The organism is Kribbella polygonati, assembly GCF_050320105.1.
Lineage (GTDB): Bacteria > Actinomycetota > Actinomycetes > Propionibacteriales > Kribbellaceae > Kribbella.
The window spans coordinates 3,207,724-3,226,708 of record NZ_CP190129.1 but is presented as its reverse complement, the minus strand read 5'-3'; the positions used below and the strand labels follow the sequence as shown (position 1 = coordinate 3,226,708).

General features: G+C 69.9%; 12 protein-coding genes. 7 read left to right on the top strand and 5 right to left on the bottom strand.

The window, feature by feature from the left end:
• Positions 1-290 precede the first annotated feature (290 nt).
• Positions 291-3,293 carry a polysaccharide deacetylase family protein gene (locus ACQHIV_RS15360; RefSeq protein ID WP_427894839.1) on the bottom strand — a complete coding sequence of 1,001 codons (3,003 nt, stop codon included), beginning with the start codon at positions 3,291-3,293 and terminating at the stop codon, positions 291-293.
• A gap of 267 nt (positions 3,294-3,560) precedes the next feature.
• Between ACQHIV_RS15360 and ACQHIV_RS15355 the strand changes: the two genes are divergently transcribed.
• The 5 genes from ACQHIV_RS15355 to ACQHIV_RS15335 are packed head-to-tail and all read left to right on the top strand — an operon-like array spanning position 3,561 to position 9,011.
• Positions 3,561-5,072, top strand: a complete 1,512-nt coding sequence (locus tag ACQHIV_RS15355) for a sugar transferase (protein ID WP_427894837.1) — start codon at positions 3,561-3,563, stop codon at positions 5,070-5,072.
• Positions 5,073-6,002: a GDP-L-fucose synthase family protein gene (locus tag ACQHIV_RS15350; protein WP_427894835.1), complete on the top strand. Its 930-nt coding sequence runs from the start codon at positions 5,073-5,075 to the stop codon at positions 6,000-6,002.
• Positions 5,999-6,985: a GDP-mannose 4,6-dehydratase gene (gene gmd, locus ACQHIV_RS15345; protein WP_427894833.1), complete on the top strand. Its 987-nt coding sequence runs from the start codon at positions 5,999-6,001 to the stop codon at positions 6,983-6,985. Before ACQHIV_RS15350 ends, gmd begins: the two co-directional genes overlap by 4 nt.
• A complete protein-coding gene (locus tag ACQHIV_RS15340; RefSeq protein ID WP_427894831.1) occupies positions 6,982-7,728 on the top strand; it encodes a WecB/TagA/CpsF family glycosyltransferase in 747 nt (248 codons plus the stop codon). Before gmd ends, ACQHIV_RS15340 begins: the two co-directional genes overlap by 4 nt.
• Before the next feature lie 14 nt (positions 7,729-7,742).
• Positions 7,743-9,011 (top strand): hypothetical protein, encoded by a 1,269-nt coding sequence (locus tag ACQHIV_RS15335; RefSeq protein WP_427894830.1) that lies wholly within the window; start codon positions 7,743-7,745, stop codon positions 9,009-9,011.
• Here the strand turns inward: ACQHIV_RS15335 and ACQHIV_RS15330 are convergent.
• The 3 genes from ACQHIV_RS15330 to ACQHIV_RS15320 all read right to left on the bottom strand — a co-directional run bounded on the left by ACQHIV_RS15330 (position 8,998) and on the right by ACQHIV_RS15320 (position 14,443).
• The gene (locus ACQHIV_RS15330) at positions 8,998-10,497 is read right to left on the bottom strand and encodes a fibronectin type III domain-containing protein (RefSeq protein WP_427894828.1); all 1,500 of its coding nucleotides are present in this window, start codon (positions 10,495-10,497) and stop codon (positions 8,998-9,000) included. The genes ACQHIV_RS15335 and ACQHIV_RS15330 overlap by 14 nt on opposite strands.
• A 55-nt stretch (positions 10,498-10,552) precedes the next feature.
• Positions 10,553-12,082 carry a fibronectin type III domain-containing protein gene (locus ACQHIV_RS15325; protein WP_427894826.1) on the bottom strand — a complete coding sequence of 510 codons (1,530 nt, stop codon included), beginning with the start codon at positions 12,080-12,082 and terminating at the stop codon, positions 10,553-10,555.
• Between the two features lie 132 nt (positions 12,083-12,214).
• Positions 12,215-14,443, bottom strand: coding sequence for a LamG-like jellyroll fold domain-containing protein (locus ACQHIV_RS15320; RefSeq protein ID WP_427894824.1), 2,229 nt, complete (start codon positions 14,441-14,443; stop codon positions 12,215-12,217).
• Between the two features lie 167 nt (positions 14,444-14,610).
• Between ACQHIV_RS15320 and ACQHIV_RS15315 the strand changes: the two genes are divergently transcribed.
• Positions 14,611-16,215: a Wzz/FepE/Etk N-terminal domain-containing protein gene (locus tag ACQHIV_RS15315; RefSeq protein ID WP_427894822.1), complete on the top strand. Its 1,605-nt coding sequence runs from the start codon at positions 14,611-14,613 to the stop codon at positions 16,213-16,215.
• Positions 16,215-17,486 carry an O-antigen ligase family protein gene (locus ACQHIV_RS15310; protein ID WP_427894820.1) on the top strand — a complete coding sequence of 424 codons (1,272 nt, stop codon included), beginning with the start codon at positions 16,215-16,217 and terminating at the stop codon, positions 17,484-17,486. The genes ACQHIV_RS15315 and ACQHIV_RS15310 overlap by 1 nt, the downstream gene beginning before the upstream one ends.
• Here the strand turns inward: ACQHIV_RS15310 and ACQHIV_RS15305 are convergent.
• Positions 17,472-18,983, bottom strand: coding sequence for a right-handed parallel beta-helix repeat-containing protein (locus tag ACQHIV_RS15305; protein WP_427894818.1), 1,512 nt, complete (start codon positions 18,981-18,983; stop codon positions 17,472-17,474). The two genes, ACQHIV_RS15310 and ACQHIV_RS15305, sit on opposite strands and share 15 nt — an antisense overlap.
• Between the last annotated feature and the right edge of the window lie 2 nt (positions 18,984-18,985).

Below are 18,985 nucleotides of genomic sequence, written 5' to 3'. Positions count from 1 at the left end.
AATGGTTCCGCCGGGCAAGTTGCACTCTGCGGAATCTCCTTTGACCGGCCCCCCAGTCAGTATCCAGGCGGCGTCCCCGAACCGCCCTCATAATGAAAACCATACGACTGAATCGACGGAAAAACCAGTCCTGAAGCGCGGCTCAGGCTGGCAGCAATGAACACAGAATCGCGTCGGCAATTCCCGTGAAATTATCGTCCGGCGACCGTTCGATTGCGGCCGCCGGCTGCCTCTCTTTGAATTTGTTCGCCATTCCCTGAATGGAATTTTCGAGACTATGGAGACCGCATTTACCGGGTTACGGTCAAGCACCCGGTACAAGTACCGGAACCGCCGTCGGAATTGGTCACGGTGACGTTGCGCGCGCCGAGCGTGGCCGTGGAGCTGACGATCAGCGTCAGGCTGATCTGGGTGGCGCTGCGCCCGGAGACGACGATGGTGATCCCGTTGCCGGAGATGCTGACCTGTGAGGTGGAGTTGAACCCGCTGCCGTTGATCCCGACGGTCGCGAGCAACGAGCCGGTCCGTACGGTGGCCGGCGATGCGCCGGTCGGCACGGGCGCGCCGGCGACGGTCAGGCAGTTCGCGCACACCGCGTCGAGCGTGCCGGTGCGGCCGGCCACCACGTCGCGGGCTCCGGTCGGCGCAGCAGCCGCGACGTTCACGGTGAGTCGGGCCCAGCCCGAGCTGAGCAGGTTCTTCGCCAGCACGGTGACGCCGGCGCCGCCCACCGAGAAGGTCGTGGCGCCGGTGAAGCCCGAGCCGAGCACGTCGATCGTGCGCTGGGTGGCGCCCTGTCCGGCGGTCGACGGGGACACGCTCGAGATGGTCATGGCGCTGCGGGTCTGGACAGGCACGTTGCTGCTGTGCCCGGTGTTCCCTGCGGTGTCGGCCTGGCCGGCCTGCAATGTGTACGTCCCGGCCGGGAGACCCGCGACCGAGCTGCTCCAGGTGCCGTTCGCGGCGACCGCGGCGGTCTGCGTGCGGACGGTGGTGGTGCCGCTCAGTACGGTCAGCGTCACCTGGGCGATGTCGCCGGCCGTGATGCCGGCGGTTCCCGACACGGTGAACGGTGTGGTTGTGACCGCCGAGCCGCTGGCCGGGCTGGTGATCCGGACGACCGGTGGGGTGGTGTCGACGGTGAACACCACTGTGCTGGTGCCGGTGTTGCCGGCTGCGTCGGACTGCGAGGCAACGGCGGTATAGGTGCCCTGCGCCAGTGTGGCCGCCGTGACCGAGAACGAGCCCAGCTCGTCCATCGTCGTGTTGAGCGTCTGGACGGGCGCGCCGGTCGTGGCGGTGCCGTTGTAGATCCGGACGGCGACAGCGGCGTTGTCACCGGGCGCCGTACCACCTGTGCCGCTGATCGTCGGCGTGGTGACGTTCGTCCGCGAGTCGTTCTCCGGTGCGCTGATCCGGAGCGCGGGCGGCGTCGTGTCGGTGCCGATCGTGAAGGTGATCGGCGCGCTGTACCCGGTCACGCCGGAGTCCGTCTGCCTGGCCTGCACGGTGTAGGTGCTGCCGACTGTCAGCGCGCCGGCCGGAGTCGTCGACCACGCACCGTTGTTGTTGGTCGCCGTCTCGGACTCGATCGGGGTTCCGGTGCTGTACGGCCCGGCGTACAGGTCGACCGTCACGCTGCCGCCCGTGGTGGCCGCCGTACCGGTGATCTGCGGCGGAGCCTGCACGGTGCCGCCGAGCGCCGGTGCGGTGATCCGTACGTTCGGCACCGTGCTGGTGCCGTTGAGCACCTCGGAGATGCTCTTGACCGAGATGCCGCGGTTCGCGTTCGCCGCGGCCCAGTCCAGGAACTGGATCAGCGTGGTGTCGGAGACCGTGCGGTAGCCACTCATGCAGGTGTCGAACCCAGGCGTCCCGGCATAGCAGACCTGGTGGAAGATGATCGGGATCCAGCCCCCCGAGCGGGCCGCGGCACCGTTGACGGCGTCCTGCAGCCACTGCAGGGTTATCGGTCCGTTGTCGTAGGTGCCGAGCGCCTTGTACGACCAGGGCTCCGGTGGCGGAACGGTCTCGCTGAACAGCGGTCCGCCGACCAGCAGGCTGCCGCCCGTGCGCCCGCTCTGGTACCCGCACGCCTGCACGATGCCTGCTGCCTCGGCGTTGAACGTCGCAAACGGGTAGGCGAAGTTCTGCGGCGAGAAGCCCAGCGCCTGTAGCCGCGCCCTGTCGTAGCACGCCTCGTGCCACTTGTAGTCGTAGTTCGTGCCGGTCGCCGTCATGTCGGTGTGGTCCAGCGTATGCCCGCCGATGTCGTTGCCGTCGTTCGCGAGGGCGTGGATCTGGGCCCAGGTCATCGCGCCCGCCTCCTGGCCGTCCTGCGCACCGGTGGTGATGAAGAAGGTGCCGTGAACGTTGTGTGAGGCAAGGATCTGGCGGACGCCGTACTGCGACTCGTCGCCGTCGTCGAAGGTCAGTGAGGCCCAAGTCGGCCGCGGTGGCAGCACCGGCTGTGCCGGGGCACCCATCACATCGCGGACACGCTCGACCTGCGTCCCCGCGGGAGCGCCGTTCTGCAGCCAGTCCAGGAATGCCGACAGTACGCCGGAGTCGATCGGATGCCAGCCGCTCATACACGACGAGTAGTTCGGGTCCGAGGCGCCGCAGACGCTGTCGAACGCGATCGGCACCCAGCCACCACCGTTGCTCGAGGCAACATTCACCGCGTCCTGCAGGTCGCTGAGCTGGATCGGCGACCCGGCCGCGCCGGGCGTGCTGATCCAGTACGGGTCGGCCGGTGGGAGAGCGTTGGCGGGTCTGCCGGCGTACAGCCCGCCGACGGTCCGGCCGGACAGGTAGCCGCAGCCTTGCACGATCGCCTCGGCCGATGCGTCCACTGCCGCGAACGGGTAGCTGAAGCTCTTCGGGTCGTAACCGAGGGCGCTCAGCCGGCCCTTGTCACTGCAGACCTGGTCCTGCTTGTAGGCCAGGGTCGTGCCCGGATCGGTCAGGTCGACGTGGTCCTTGGTCAGGCCGCCGATCTCGTCGCCGTCGCGGTACAGGTCGTCGACGTGCCAGGTGGCCATGTAGCCAGGCGCGTTGGCCTCGATGACCTTGCTGGACACATAGAAGGTGCCGGTCATGTTGTGCGCCTGCAGCACCGGCCTGCCGTAGGTGTACTGCGACATCAGACCGTCGTTGAACGTCAGAGAGACGACGGTCGACCCGGCGGCGCTCGCCACCTGTGGGATCGAGGCCGACGCCATCGCGACGGCCAGAAGAAGTATGCCGGTCGCGCGTTTCGCGTGCACGCCAGCGCCGAAGATCCGCCCCATGTGCCTGGCCCCCCAGCCAAAACAGTGCTACCCCGCACCAGACGGCTGGCCCCCCAGTCGCACCGTCCCCCCATCGGGAGATTAGCACCGGTAGCCCCCGGTCAGGAACATGCAAACTTGTACTGCCCCGCCGGTCGTCGCCCGCGACCTGCCCGCGTAGTAATCTTCGGTGACTCGGCGACGACACGCGGGTTAACAAGGACACACTGCACGCCGGACCGGACACTGATAGTGACGGAGCGGTTGCGGGAGGGAACAGGGGCCGCTGTGAGCGGAGCAGAAGCGCCGGACGCGGTCGACAGCCGGGAAGGCCGTCGCCCGCTCTGGGTCGTTCCGCACGAGGTGCCGGCGATCGTGCCGTTGCCCTCGCGGTCGACCGAGCCGCGCTGGGTGGGGGTGTACCGCTGGGCCGCGGTGGGTGGGGACCTGCTGGCGGCGATGCTCGGCGTCTCGATCGCGTTGCTGACCCGGTTCGGGTACCACGTCGGTTCCAGCTACCTGGTGGTGAGCAGCCTGCTGCCGGTCGCCTGGGTGGCGGTCGTCGCGTTGTCGAAGGGGTACGACCCGCGGTTCTTCGGCGCGGGCCCGGACGAGTTCCGGTCGCTGCTGCGGGCCGGGGTCGGGCTGACCGCGGCGGTCGCGATGACGTCGTACGTGACCAAGGCGATGATCGCGCGTGGCTTCGTGGTGCTGGCGATCCCGGTGATGGTGATCGCCGCGCTGCTGCTGCGGTACGCGCTGCGCAAGGACCTGCACCGGCACCGGGTCCGAGGTCGCTGTATGCACAGGGTTCTGGTGGTCGGGCGCAGTGGCCCGGCCGCTACCTTGTGTGAGCACCTCGAGAGCCGCCCGACCGACGGCTTCCGGGTCGTCGCCACCTGCCGGCCCCGCGGCGACGGCCACGACGACAACAAGGCCGACGCCCCGCTGCAGCCGGACGAGCTGGACGAGCCCGACATCCTCGCCGCCGCCGACCGGCACGCGGTCGAGGTGGTCGCGATCGCGACCGACCCCGAGCTGGCCGGGCAGTCGCTGCGCCGGCTGTCCTGGGCGCTCGAGCAGCGCGGCGTCGAGCTGATCGTGTCGCCGGGCATCATCGAGGTGGCCGGCCCGCGGATCTCGGTCCGCCCGGTGGCCGGCCTGTCGCTGCTGCACCTGGAGCGCCCGTCGGTGAGCGGCGGACCGCACCTGATGAAGGCGGTCTTCGACCGGGTGGTTGCCCTCGGCATCATTGCGCTGCTGTCCCCGCTGCTGATCGGGCTGGCGCTCGCGGTCAAGCTGACCAGCTCCGGCCCGATGCTGTTCCGGCAGCAGCGCGTCGGCCGTGCGGGCGCCGAGTTCACGATGCTGAAGTTCCGCAGCATGTACGTCGACGCCGAGCAGCGGCTGTCCGACCTGTACGCGCTGAGCGACGGCAACGGCGTGATCTTCAAGATGCGCAACGATCCGCGGATGACCCCGCTCGGCCGCTGGATCCGCCGGTTCTCGCTGGACGAGCTGCCGCAGCTGTTCAACGTGCTGCGCGGCGACATGTCGCTGGTCGGCCCGCGCCCGCCGCTGGCCGAGGAGGTCGCGCTGTACGCCGCCGACGACTCGCGGCGGATGCTGGTGAAACCCGGGATGACCGGCCTGTGGCAGGTCAGCGGCCGCAGCGACCTGTCCTGGGACGAGTCGGTCCGCCTCGACCTGCGGTACGTCGACAACTGGTCGATGACGCTGGACCTGCTGATTCTCTGGAAGACCGTGCGCGCGGTGATCTACGGCGCAGGAGCGTACTGAATGGATTTGCATGCACCGGTGTACGTCGCCGGCCACCGTGGTCTCGTCGGTTCCGCGATCTGGCGGCGCCTGGACGCGGCCGGGTACACGAACCTGATCGGCGCGAGTTCGCAGGAGCTGGACCTGCGGGACCGGGCCGCGACGTTCGCGTTCCTGCGCGAGCACCGGCCCGCGGTCGTGGTCGACGCCGCCGCCCGGGTCGGCGGGATCCTGGCGAACCGGGACCACCCGACCGAGTTCCTCAGCGACAACCTGCGGATCCAGGTGAACCTGATGGACGCCTGCCTCGAGGTCCGGACCCCGCGGCTGCTGTTCCTCGGCTCGTCGTGCATCTACCCGAAGTACGCCGAGCAGCCGATCCAGGAGTCGAGCCTGCTGACCGGCGAGCTGGAGCCGACCAACGACGCGTACGCGATCGCGAAGATCGCCGGCATCATGCAGGTCCAGGCGGTCCGCCGGCAGTACGGGCTGCGCTGGATCTCCGCGATGCCGACGAACCTGTACGGGCCCAACGACAACTTCGACCCGGCGTCGTCGCACGTCCTGCCGGCGTTGATCCGCCGCTTCCACGAGGCGAAAGTCAACGGTGCCGAGGAAGTGGTGCTGTGGGGGAGCGGTACGCCGCGGCGCGAGTTCCTGCACGTCGACGACCTCGCGGACGCCTGCCTGCACCTGCTGGAGCACTACGACGAGCCGGAGCCGATCAACGTCGGCGTCGGCACCGACGTGACGATCCGCGAGCTGGCCGAGCTGGTCGCCCGCACCGTCGGCTACACCGGTGCCCTGAGCAACGACCTGTCCAAGCCGGACGGCACCCCGCGCAAGCTGCTCGACGTGAGCCGGCTGCTGGCGCTGGGCTGGAAGCCGTCCATTTCCCTCGAACACGGTGTCGCCGCCACGTACGCCTGGTATCAGGAGCATGTGTCGTGAAGAAAGCGTTCATCACCGGTATCACCGGCCAGGACGGTTCGTACCTGGCCGAGCTGCTGCTGTCCAAGGGCTACGAGGTGCACGGCCTGATCCGCCGGGCGTCGACGTTCAACACCAAGCGGATCGACCACCTGTACGAGGACCCGCATGCTGAGGACAAGCGGCTGTTCCTGCACTACGGCGACCTCACCGACGGCTCGCGCCTGGTGACGCTGCTCGCCTCGATCCAGCCTGCCGAGGTGTACCACCTGGCCGCGCAGTCGCACGTCCGGGTGTCCTTCGACGAGCCGGAGTACACCGGCGACACCACCGGCATGGGTACGACGCGGCTCCTCGAGGCGATCCGGATGATCGGGCTGGACTGCCGGTTCTACCAGGCGAGCTCGTCGGAGATGTTCGGCGCGACGCCCCCGCCGCAGAACGAGGACACCCCGTTCTACCCGCGGTCGCCGTACGGTGCCGCGAAGCTCTACAGCTACTGGATGACCCGCAACTACCGCGAGGCGTACGACATGTTCGCGGTGAACGGGATCCTGTTCAACCACGAGTCCCCGCGCCGTGGCGAGACGTTCGTGACCCGGAAGATCTCCCGCGCGGTCGCCGCGATCACGTGCGGCCGGCAGGACCGGCTGTATCTCGGCAACCTGCGGGCGGCCCGCGACTGGGGGTACGCCCCGGAGTACGTCGAGGGCATGTGGCGGATGCTGCAGCACCACACGCCCGCGGACTACGTGATCGCGACCGGTACGTCGTACTCCGTGCGCGACTTCGTGGCGCTGGCGTTCGAGCACGTCGGGCTGGACTGGGAGAAGTACGTCGACCACGACCAGCGGTACGAGCGCCCGACCGAGGTCGACTCGCTGATCGGCGACGCGTCCAAAGCCATGACCGAGCTGGGCTGGAAGGCCCAGGTCTATGTCCCCGAACTGGTCCGCATCATGGTCGACGCCGACCTCGCCAAGCTGACGGGGGACGACACGTGAGTCGAGTAGATGTTCTGGGCATCCATGTCAGCGTGACGGACCTGGACCGGACCGTGGCGACGTTCGCGCGCTGGATCGACGACGGCGAGCGGCAGCTGGTGTGCGTGTCGGACATGAACGCGCTGCTGCATGCGCGCGCCGACGCGCGGCTGACCGAGGTCTACAACACATCCGGGCTGACGGTCCCGGACGGCATGCCGTTGGTGTGGGCGGGGAAGAAGGCAGGCTTCGCGGAGATGGACCGGGTCGCCGGGCCGGACCTGCTCGAGCGGGTGCTCGCGGAGGCGGCCGACCGCGGCTGGACACAGTACTTCTACGGCGGCGCGGTCGGTGTCGCGGAGGAGTTGCGCGAGCGGTTCCAGGACCGGCACCCGGCGTTGAAGGTGGTCGGCGTCGAGTGCCCGCCGTACCGGGAGCTGACCGCGGCCGAGGACGCGGAGACGGTCGCGCGGATGAACGAGGCGCGGCCGGACATCGTCTGGGTCGGGCTCGGCGCGCCGAAGCAGGAGCGCTGGATGGCCGACCACCGGGACCGGCTGAACGCGACGATCCTGATCGGTGTCGGCGCGGCGTTCGACTTCCACACCGGCCGGCTGGACCGCGCGCCGCGCTGGATGCAGCGCGCCGGGCTGGAGTGGAGCTACCGGCTGTACAAGGAGCCGCGGCGGCTCTGGAAGCGGTACGTGCTGGGCATCCCGCGCTTCCTCCTGGGCGTGCTCCGGCATCCGCCGCGCGCGCTCTAGTCTAGGTTGGGGCGGTGAAGTTCCGGCGGCCGAAGTTGCGTCGGCTGGCCGGTCCGGCCGGTCGCGCCACCTGGGGTTTGGCGGACCAGGGCCTGTCGAGCCTCAGCAACCTCGCCGTCGGCGTGGTCGTCGCCCGCTCCAGCACGGTCGCCGACTTCGGCATCTACGCACTGGCGTTCGGCGGCTACACCATCGCCCTCAACGTCTCCCGCGCCGTCTCGACGGAACCCCTCGCGGTCCGCTACTCCGGAACCCGCACGCCCGCCTGGCAACGAGCCGTCCGGGCCAGCACGGCAACCGCCGTGCTGTGTGGTCTGCTGGCGATGCTCGTCGGCCTCGCCATCGCCGCGTTTCCAGGCGTTCCGTCGAAGGGCGTCCTGCTCGCCTTCGCCCTCACCATGCCCGGCCTGCTCCTCCAGGACGCGTGGCGGTGGGCGTTCTTCGTCGTCGGCGAAGGCCAGAAAGCCTTCATCAACGACCTGATCTGGCTGCTCGCCATGCTCGCGATCTTCGCTGCCCTCTACCTGACCGGAACCACCTCAGCCTTCACCCTCACCTTCGCCTGGGGCCTGGGCGCGGTGATCGCCGCGACAGCCGGCCGGTTCCAAGCAGGCGTCGCGCCCCGCCGCCAGCTGATCCGCGAATGGGTGCAGCGCAACTGGGACCTGAGCCCGAAGTACGTCGGGGAGATGCTCGCGGTCTCCGGCACCATCCAGGTCTACATGCTCGGCATCACCGCGGCCGCCGGCCTGGTCGCCACCGCCGGCATCCGTGGCGCGCAGGTCCTGCTCGGTCCGGTCAACGTGCTCAACCAGGGGATCCGGATGATCTCGGTCCCCGAGGCGGCCCGGGCGCTCAAGCACTCGTACCGGAGGCTCTGGCTGGTCGGCTTGGCGATCTCGTTCGGCGTCGGCGCCGGGGCGCTCGCGTGGGGCGCCGTCTTCCTGCTGCTACCGGCCGTCGTCGGCCGCGAGCTCCTCGGCCCCGGCGTCTGGACCCAGGCGCACACGGTCCTGATCCCGGTCATCCTGCTGCAGGCCCTCGGCGCCTCGAACGCAGGCGCCTTCGCGATCCTCCGCGCCCTCACCGCCGCCACCCGCGGCCTGCGCGTCCGGCTGATCTCGTCGGTGATCCTGATCGTCTGCGGCATCTCCGGCGCGTACCTGTGGGGTCCGAAGGGCGCGGCGTGGGGCCTGGCCGGCGCCTCGTTCGCCACGTTGCTGCTGTGGTGGAACGAGGCCCACCGAGCCATCGCCGCCCACCGGCGGATCAGCGCACAGTGACGGTGGCGTACCCGCCGCGTACGACGTGATGCCCGTCGGACACCTCGATGCGATAGCTCTGAGTGGTCCTCGTCGGCGCCGTGGTGTCCGTCAGCGTGACGTCGGGGCGGTACCAGAACGCGGAACTGGCCCGGGTGGTGGCCACGACCGTGTTCGACGCACCGCGGAGCAGGCGATAGGTGAGCCGTACGTCGTCGTTGTCGAGCGAGGCCCGGACCGTGGCCCGCACCTGACCGATCGCCGGACGGGACAGGGTCGGGACCGCCGGCCGCAGTGGCGCGGCGCCGGGGCCGAGGTTGGTGAACCTGGTCAGCCCCTGCTGCCCGGCACCGTTGACCTCGGTGAAGTCGCCGCCCACCCACAGATCGCTCCCGCCACTGGCCGCGACGAGCGGTCCGACCAGCGTCGGCGGGCCGCCGTTCGTGTTCGGGAACCACGGGCCGAGGGCGCCGGTCGCCGGGTTCTGGAGCAGCAGGAAGTGGGTGCCGCTGCCGTCGGCGAACGTACCGGGACAGCTGTGCGCGTGCGATCCCTTGAACAGCCAGCCGTCCACCATCGCCAGCGCCTCGGTCGCGCCCAGGCAGCTGCTCTTCCAGAGGAGTTTGCCGGTGGCAACGTCCGCGGCCCAGGTCCCGTCGAAGCAGCCCCGGCCGTCGCCGGCGTCGGCGAAGAACACCCGGCTGCCGGACGTCTCGATGTCCTTCACCCGCGAGACACAGGTGCTGCTCGGCAGCGGTACGGCGGACGCCGCGGGGAAGGGCAGCAGCACCCCGATCGTCGTGTTGACGCTGGCCACCGCCCAGCGGCTCCTCCCGCGGAGCGTGGCGAACGTCCCGCCCAGGTAGACCCGCGAGTTGTCGTCGGCAACGTCGATCGCGTAGACGTCGTCGTCCGCGTCCGGGTTCCACGGCAGCAGCGCGCCGGTGACCGTGCTGATCGCCGCCGCCCGGTTCCGGGTCACGCCGTTCACGAGCCCGAACGAGCCACCGAAGTACAGGCTGGTCCGGCCGATCGCGAGGGCCTTCACCCGGTACGACACCCGCGGCGCGATGGTCGGGACCAGCCGGCCGGTCGCGGTGTCGAAGGCGGCGAGCCGGTTCCGGACCAGACCGTCGACGCGGGTGAAGTCGCCGCCGACGTACACCCTGGAACCGTCGGGCGCCGCGACCACGGCCCAGACGAAGCCGTTCAGGTCGTGGTTCATCGTGGCGTCGAGCGCGCCGGTGCGCTGGTCGAACGCGGCCAGGTAGGTCCGGGTCACCTCGCGGGTACCGGGCGCCGCGCCCGGCGGACGGACGGTGGTGAACCGGCCGCCGACGTACACCTTGCCCCTGGCAACGGCCAGGCCGAGCACGCTGGCATCGGTCTGCCAGCTCGCGGCGGCCACGGCCGTCAGTCTCGCTCCGGTGCTGTGCGCGGGCTCCGGTGGGAGTACCCCCAGTACGAGTCCACCGATGCCCAACGCAACGAAGAGTCTTGTCCCCATGATCGAACCCCCAGTCACCAAGCTACGACTGAGGGTGTCGATCGGGAAGGGACAGTTACGGGATCTTCACCGAGGCGGTGGCGCCCTTCATGATGTTGCGGCCGTCGTGCACCTCGACGTGGTAGGAGTACGTCGAGCCGCGCTTCAGCCCGCGGTCGACGACCTGGTAGGTCTTGCGCGGCTGCCAGAAGTACGTCGTGTACTTGGCCGACCCGATGTTCAGCGAACCGCGGAACACGTTGTAGGTCAGCGTCAGGTTGTCCACGTCGTAGGAGTCGGCGTAGCTCACGTACACCCGGCCGGCCGTCGTCGCGGTCAGCGTCGGAGCCTTCGGTACGGCGGGAGCCGCGCCGCCGGGCGCGTTCGTGAAGTGGGTGATGCCGACCTGCAGCTTGCCGTTCACGTGCAGGAAGTCGCCGCCGACCCACAGGTCTGTGTCGGTGCCGGCCATCGCCAGCGGGCCGACCTTCGTGGTGCTCTTCAGGTTCGCGTCGGTGTTCGGGAACCACGGCCCGAGGTTGCCGTTGATCGTGCTCTCGACCAGCAGGTAGTGCGTGCCGGTGCCGTCCGGGAAGCCGTTCGGTGACGAGCTGCAGTTGTGCGCGTGCGAGCCCTTGTACAGCCAGTTCCCGATCGCCTTGATCGCCTCGGTGGCGCCCAGGCAGGTGTTCTTCCACAGCAGCTTGCCGGTCGACACCGACGCCGCCAGTACGCCGTCGTAGCAGCCGGACCCGTCGCCGCCGTTGGACACGTACACGTTGTCACCGAGGGTGTCGATGTCCTTGACCCGCGTCGTACAGGTCGCCGTCGGCTTCGGGATCGCGGCCGCGGCGGGGAAGTCGAAGGCGGCGCCGGTGGTGTTGTTCAGCATCGCCAGCGAGTAGTGGTCCTTGCCGCCGATCGTGCTGAACGGGCCGCCGACGAAGACCCGGGTGCCGTTGTCGGACACGTCGACGGCGTACACGTCGGCGTTCGCGTTCGGGTTCCACGGCAGCAGGTCGCCCTGGATCAGCCGGACCGCGCCGAGCCGGTTGCGGACCACGCCGTCGATCTTGCCGAAGGCCCCGCCGACGAACACGCTGTTGCCGTAGATGGCCAGCGCCTTCACGCGCGCGGCGACCACCGGGTCCCAGGCGGCGACGAGCTTGCCGGTGGCGACCGAGAACATCGCGATCTTGCTGCGCCGGACGCCGTTCACCATCGTGAAGTCGCCGCCGATCACGACCCACTTCCCGTCCGGGCTGGTGGCGATCGCGTACACCGGGCCGTTCAGCACCGGCGCGAAGGCCGTTGGCGCACCGGTCTTGCGGTTGAACGCGGCGACGTACGAGCGCTTCGTCTCCGGTGCCTGCCCGGAGGCCATCCCCGGCTGCCGCAGCCTGGTGAACAGCCCGCCCGCGAACACGGTGTCCCCGGCGATCGCCAGCGCGTTCACGCTGTTGTTGGTCTGCCAGGAGGTCTGCTTGATCGCCGACACCGCGGACGCGAAGCCCGGCGTCGCCGCTTGCACCGGCGGTCCCGACGGGATCAGCGCAGCGGCCAGAACGGCCGCGGCAGTGACAACGGCCAGCACTAACTTCTTCATTTGTGTCCTAACACAGGCGGGGTCCTACAGCGCGTGCCTCATCACGCACCAGCGTCGGACATTAGCGCTGCAGGAGGCCCACTGGAAGCGAGTCTCCTGCGCGCGTTATGACTTTGTGCTAGAGAAGCCTTTTCACCTGGCCGCGTAGTGAGACTGGATCTGAGCGCCGGTCAACGCGTATGGGTAGACCGCCGCCTCGTCGATGCCCATCCCGGTCTGCGTCGCACCGCCGCCCGGCCACGAGTTGTTGTTGTCGTACCCCACGCGCCACCATCCGTAGTACAGCGACGCCTGTCCCACCTGGGCGCTGCCGCTCAGCACGCCGTCGACGTACAACTTCATCGCGCCGTTGTCGTACGTCCCGACCACGTGGTGCCAGTTGCCGTCGTTCTTGCCGGACAGGCTGGTCAGCGTGCGCTGCGCGCCGTCGTTGACGCCGAACACGATCGCGCCGTTGGTCCGCATGTACAGCATCCGGTCGTTGATCGCGGTGCTCTGGGTCTTCCCGTTGCCGAACCCGATGATCCGGCCGCCGCGGTTGAGCCCGCTCTGCTTGACCCAGGCCTCGACCGTGAACTGCTGCGGCATGCTGGACGCCTTCGCGCCGACCATCCGCCCGGTCGTGGTGCTGGTCGTCATCGCGGTGTTGCCCGCGATCGCACCGGGACCACCGAGCGTGACGCCGGTGAACGGGCCGGTGTTGCTCTGCCCGGAGGAGTCGACCGAGGTCGTCGCACCGGCCGCCTCGCCGAGCCGCCAGTACGCCTGCGGCCCGTCCGCGTTGACGATCTGGTCGTACGCCGTGGACGCGGTTGTGGCGACCGTGACCGGGTCGGAGTAGTTGCCGCGGATCGTCGTACTGCCGTCGGTGACCTCGACGCGGTAGTTCGTCGACTCACCGGGCGTCACGCCGGTGTCGGTGTAGTGGATCCACGGGCGGTCCCAGGGCGTCGACTTGACCGTCCAGGTGGCGATCGTGGTGTTGCTGAAGCCACGGAGCAGCCGGTAGGTCAGCGTGCTGTCGTCGTTGTCGACCACGGTCGGGAAGTTGATCTGCACCGCGCCCGGACGGACGCTGTACGGCGTCAACTTGGCCGGCTTGGCCGGAGCCGCACCGGGGAGCGCGTTGGTGAAGTGCGTGAGGCCCTGCTGCGGTGCGTCGTTGACGTGCAGGAAGTCGCCGCCGACCCACAGGTCGTCGCCGCCGGTCGCGAACGCCAGCGGGCCGACGTTGGTCACGCTGTTCGGGTCGGCGTCGGTGTTCGGGTACCAGGGGCCGAGCGAGCCGTCGGACAGCTTCTCGGACAGCAGGAACCGGTAGTCGAAGCCCTGCGGGAAACCGCCCGCGCCCTGGTTGGCGCAGTCGTGCGCGTGGGAGCCCTTGTAGAGCCAGCCGTTCACGACCTTGACGGCCTCGGTCGCGCCGAGGCACTGGTTCTTCCACTTCAGCGTGTTGGTCGCGATGTCGACCGCCCAGGTGCCGTCGAAGCACCCGCCACCGTCACCGCCGTTGCCGAAGTACACGGTGTCGCCGCTCGCGTCGATGGTCTTCACGCGGGTCGTGCAGGACCCGTTCGGCGGCGGTACGGCGGACGCGCCGGGGAACGGCAGGACGGCGCCGGTCACCGGGTCGAGGCTCGTCACGGTGTTCTGGCTGGTGCCGTTGACCGTACTGAACTGGCCGCCCGCGTACACCTTCGACGCGTCATCGGCGGCGTCCACGGCGTACACGTCGCCGTTCACGTCCGGCGCCCACGGCAACAGCGTGCCGGTGTCGGTGGTGACCGCGGCGAGCCGGTTGCGGGTCTGGCCGTTCACCAGGCCGAACGAGCCGCCGAAGTACACCGTCGTCCCGGAGACAGCGATGGTCTTCACCCGGTACGAGACCGACGGCTTCCAGTTCGCGACCAGGGCGCCGGTGGCCGTGTCGAAGGCGGCGATCCGGTTCCGGGTCTGGCCGTTGACCGTGGTGAAGTCGCCGCCGACGAAGATCCGCGAGCCGTCCGCCGAGGCGGCGACCGCGTAGACCTGACCGTTCAGCACCGGGTTGAACGCGGTGACCAGGTCGCCGGTGTCGGCGTCGAAGGCCGCCAGGTACGCCTGGGCGACCTCGCCGGTGCCGGCCGCGGCGCCCGGCGGCCGGACGCTGGTGAAGCGCCCGCCCGCGTACGCCTTGCCGCCGGCGACCGCGAGACCCTGCACGCTGGCGTTGGTTTGCCAGCTCGAGCTGTCGACCGCCGACAGCGACGCCTCCACGCTCTGCGCCGGTGGCGCGAGCAGCAGCGTCCCTGCGACGGCCAGCACGGTCCCGGCGATGCCCAGCTGAAGGCGCAGCCGGGTGAACAGCGGTCGTTTCGTCATGTCCCCCCTAGGACAATCCGGCGCCGCCTCACGACGCCGTACACAAGCTTTCTCCGAAGCTCCCCCGGACAGAGAGTAGAGCACCGGAGCGAGATCGTCTGCCCTGGCCGCCGCGGCCTGTGGATATCCTGGGGCGCTGGCCGTGATCGACTCGAGCGAGGTACTGCATGGAACCGGGCACTGTGGTCTGGCGGGAGACCGCCCAGTCACTGCTGCGGCAGAAGTGGCTGATCATGGGCTGCGTGCTCCTCGGGCTGCTCGGTGGCTCGGTGTTCGCGCTCTCGCAGACCACGCGCTGGACCGCGTCCAGTCAGCTGGTGATCGGCCCCGCGGTACCGCCGGCCCTGGTCGGGAAGCTGTCCGCCGGCGCGGACAAGACCGGCCCGCTCGGCATGGACCTGCCGGCCGAGACCCAGGCCCGGGTGATGGCCAGCCCGACGCTGCTGAAAGCCGTGGTCAAGTCCCTTGGGATGCCGAGCGACGACAAGACCCTCCAGGACCTGGCCGCGGCGACCAAGGTGAAGGCGGTCACCGACAACGCGTACCTGATCAGCACCGACGGTCCGACCGCGCAGAAGGCCGTCGACCGGGCGAACGCGATCGCGGCGGCCTACCTGGCGCAGCGCAACAACGAGGCCAAGAGCCTGCTCACGAACCTGGCCGAGCAGGCGCAGGCCCGGTCGAAGACCGCGACCGCGCAGTCCCGCAGCCTCGTCAGCCAGATCAACGAGGCCGTCGGACGTGGCGACAACCAGACCGCGGCGGCGCTGCGCGACCAGCGGGTCGGCCTCGCGACCGAGGCCCGGCAGGCCGCCGACGACGCGGCCGCGATGCTGAAGGCGCTGTCGGCCGTCGGCGCCGCGAGCCAGCTGGTCGCGCCGGCCACCACCGACACGGCCACGTCGTCGCCGATGGTTGCCCGCGACATCCTCGTCGGCGGCATCCTCGGCCTGGTGCTCGGCTTCGGCCTCGCGCTGCTCCGCTCGCACCTGACGCCGTACATCCTGACCCGGGACCAGGCGGCGCGGGCCTCGAGCGCCCCGGTGATGGCGGCCTCCGAGGGACACCGCCGCCGGTTCTGGCAGCGGTCCGCCCCGGAGCTCCCGCAGTACGAGATCACCGCGCTCGGCGCCGAGGCGAGCGGTGCGCTGGCGCGGCGGGAGCTGAACCCGCGCGCGGTCGCCGGCGGCAGCCCGGGCGCGCTGCTGGTCGTGTCCGCCTCCCCGACCCCGAACTCCGCCGGTATCGCGCTCGCGATGGCCGAGGCGAACGCCCGCGACGGCCGCGAGACCCTGCTGGTCCTCGCCGACATCGAAGGTACGCCGGTCCTCCCGCACCTCACCGGCCACGAAGGGCTGACCGACCTGGTCAACGAGCCGGCGGCCACCCGCGCGATCCGCGCCCGCAAGCTGTTCCGGCCCGGTACCGTCGCGGACCTGTACGTGCTGCCGCCCGGCCTCAACCACGAGGAGACCGCCGAGGCGGTCGGCCCGTCGCTGGTGCCCGGCATCGTCGCGGACCTGCCGCCCGGGTACTCCGTGGTCGTCCACGGCCCGGCGTCGGTCGGCCGGCACGGGATCTCGCCGCTCGCCGCGGCCGTCGACGCGTCGGTGCTGGTCGTCCAGGTCGGCCTCGACAAGGAGATGGACGTCGCCCGGCTGACCGGTGCGCTGCAGTTCGCCGGCGCTCCGGTGCTGGGCGTCGTACTGATCGGCACGGCGACCCAGGACGAGACGCTGGGCATCCCGCTGAACTACAAGCCGCTGGACTGATGCAGGCAACGCTGGCGCCACCCGTCCCAGGCACGGTCGAGAACACGAACGAGCGACCGGCCTGGTTCTGGTTGATGCTGTGGTGCCTGTTCGTGCTCGGCGTGCAGCCGTGGTCGTCCCGGGTGGCGTCGCCGCAGGGCGACACCGGGTCCACGAACAGCATGGCGAAGGGCCTGCTGCTCGGTGCGGTCTTCCTGGTCGCGATCGCGGCCACCAAACCCGGGTTCCGGACCCGGGTGAACCCGGCCAGCTGGCTCTATGTGATGTACGTGCTGTTCGCGTGCGCGACAGCGTTCCTGCTGGCCGAGCCGATGGGGCCGCTGACCCGGCTGGCCCGGTTCCTGATCGGGCTGGTGCTGGTCTTCCTGCTCTGGCGTCCGCTGGTCCGGGTACCGGAGCGGCTGGTCCGGGCGCACCTGTGGGCACACCTGTTGCTCGGGGCAACCGTCGTACTGAGCCTCGCGTACTCGCCGTCGGAGGCGTGGCGGCCGCTGCGCACCCTGGGCGCGGGCTACCGCCTGCAGGGCGTGATCATCCCGATGCTGCCGCCGCGCGTCGGCGAGGTCGGCGCGATCATGCTCGGGCTCGCCCTGGTCGGCCTGATCTGCCGCAAACTGGCCACGCTGCCCGCGGTGGCGCTGATCGGGCTCGGCGGCATCCTGGTCGCGGCCAGCCGGACCCGGACGGCGGCCGCGGCGGTCGCGGCCGGCCTGGTGGTCGCGCTGATCGTCACCCGGAAGACGTGGCTCGGCCGGATCGCCTGCCTGGTGGTCCCCGGGCTGCTCGGGCTCGCGTTCCTGACGATCGGGTCGTTGCACACCTGGCTGCTGCGCGGCCAGGGCACGCAGCAGATCACCTCGCTGAGTGGCCGGACGACGAGCTGGCAGGCGGTCATCGACGAGAAGGTCTCGACGCAGACCATGATCATCGGCCACGGTCTCGGCAACAAGCGGATCCTGCTGCTCACCGGCGAGGGCAACATCGGCGTGATGGCGATCGACAACAGCTGGCTCAGCCTGTACTGGGAGACCGGCCTGCTCGCGGTCGCGATCGTCGCGGTCGCGCTGATCGTCGCGTGGATCTCGGTCCTCCGCGCGCCCACGCCGTACGTCAGGGCCTGCGGCGCGGTGCTGCTCGGCTACGTGACCGTCGCCTCGCTGAACGAGAGCGGTCTGTCCGACCTGTCGTCGATGACGCTGCACCTGCTGGTCGCGGCCGCGATCTGCGACGCGGACCGGCTGCGCAACCGAAGACGGTCAGCTGCTCACTGAGTCCTTGTCGAAGCCGGACTGCTGCCACTGCGACCAGGTCAGCGACTTGCCGTGGTAGGCGAACTTGTCCGCGCCCTGGTAGCTGTTCCGGCGGAAGGTGATCGCGCCGGGCTGCGTCGGCGACTTCTTGTTCTCCACCACGCCGAGCGTCGACGACGGGTCGGTCATCACGAACAGGTTGCCCTCGACGAGCACGTTCCTCAGGACGTACGTGCCGCGCGGCCCGTCGCCCCGGGTCCGCGACTGGATCGACAGCGCGTTCCGGTTGTCCTTGATCAGGTTGCCCCGGACCTGGACGTCGGACGACGTGTTGACGTTGATCCCGCCGCCGTCCCAGAGCGTGCCGCCGGACCCGCGGCCGGTGCCGAACCCGTTGTGCTCGACGACGTTCTGGTCGATCACGCCGGCGTAGCTGATCTCGTACCGGATGCCGTCGGCCGCGTTGTCGCGGATCCGGTTCCCGGTGATCCGCCGGTCGTACTCGGCGATGTCGCTCCACATCCCGATGCCCCGGTTCGCGACGATGTCGTTGCCGCTGACCTCGCCGGAGGACCGGGTGGACTTGATCCCGCCGGACTCCCAGTCCGCGATCCAGAACCCGTCGGTGTTGTTGCGGGTGACGAGGTTCGCGCTGATCCGGACGTCGGCGGACTTGTACTGCCCGATGCCCAGCTGGCCGTTGTCGGCGACAGTGTTCCGGCTGACCTCGGCCCGGTCGCCCTGGCTCACCATGATGCCGATGGCGTGGTTCCAGCGGACCTCGTTCGAGAGCACCTTCCAGCCGGGGCCGGCCTGCAGCGCGCCGGCCTGCGGGCGGCTGGCGAAGTGCTCGATCGTCAGGCCCGTGACGGTCACGTTCTCGGCCGTGTTCGCGATCGCGGTCTGGGCGCGCGCCAGCTCGGCGAGATGCCCGGTCGGGTCGTCACCGACGTACAGGATGTTGGTGCTGTAGTCGCCGTAGAACGTGCCGGGCTTGACCTGGGGCAGGCTCATCACCCGGGTGAGGTGCTTGCCGTCGAGGTACAGCTGCTCGCCCAGTTGGCACGGGTTCGTCTTGTTGTCCTCGCACTGGCCTTTGAGCGTGTACGCCGGTGGCAGCACGCCCTGCACGGACCAACTGGTGCCTGTGCGCTTCCAGCCGGTCAAGCTGACGGCCCCACTCAGCACTGCACCGGGGCGCCCGCCGAGCGTGTCACCTGTCCGCGGTTGGATCGCTTTCGACAGCCGGTGCACGCCTTGCGTGAAACAGAACGTGGTGTTGGCCGGGGCGGCGTCGATGATCGACTGCGGGTCGGTGCCGACCGGGATCGCCGTACCGCTGCAGGGCTTCGCCGTACTCGGGCCTGTCGGTCCGAGTACGGCGCCGGCCGCGGCCGGGGGAGCGGTGGGGACCGTGACGGTCACGACCTGCGTGGGCTCGGGAACGGCTCCCTTGCTCGAGCAGCCCGACACCAACAACACCGCGGCACCAGCAGCCGCGACGGCCCCACGCCTCATCG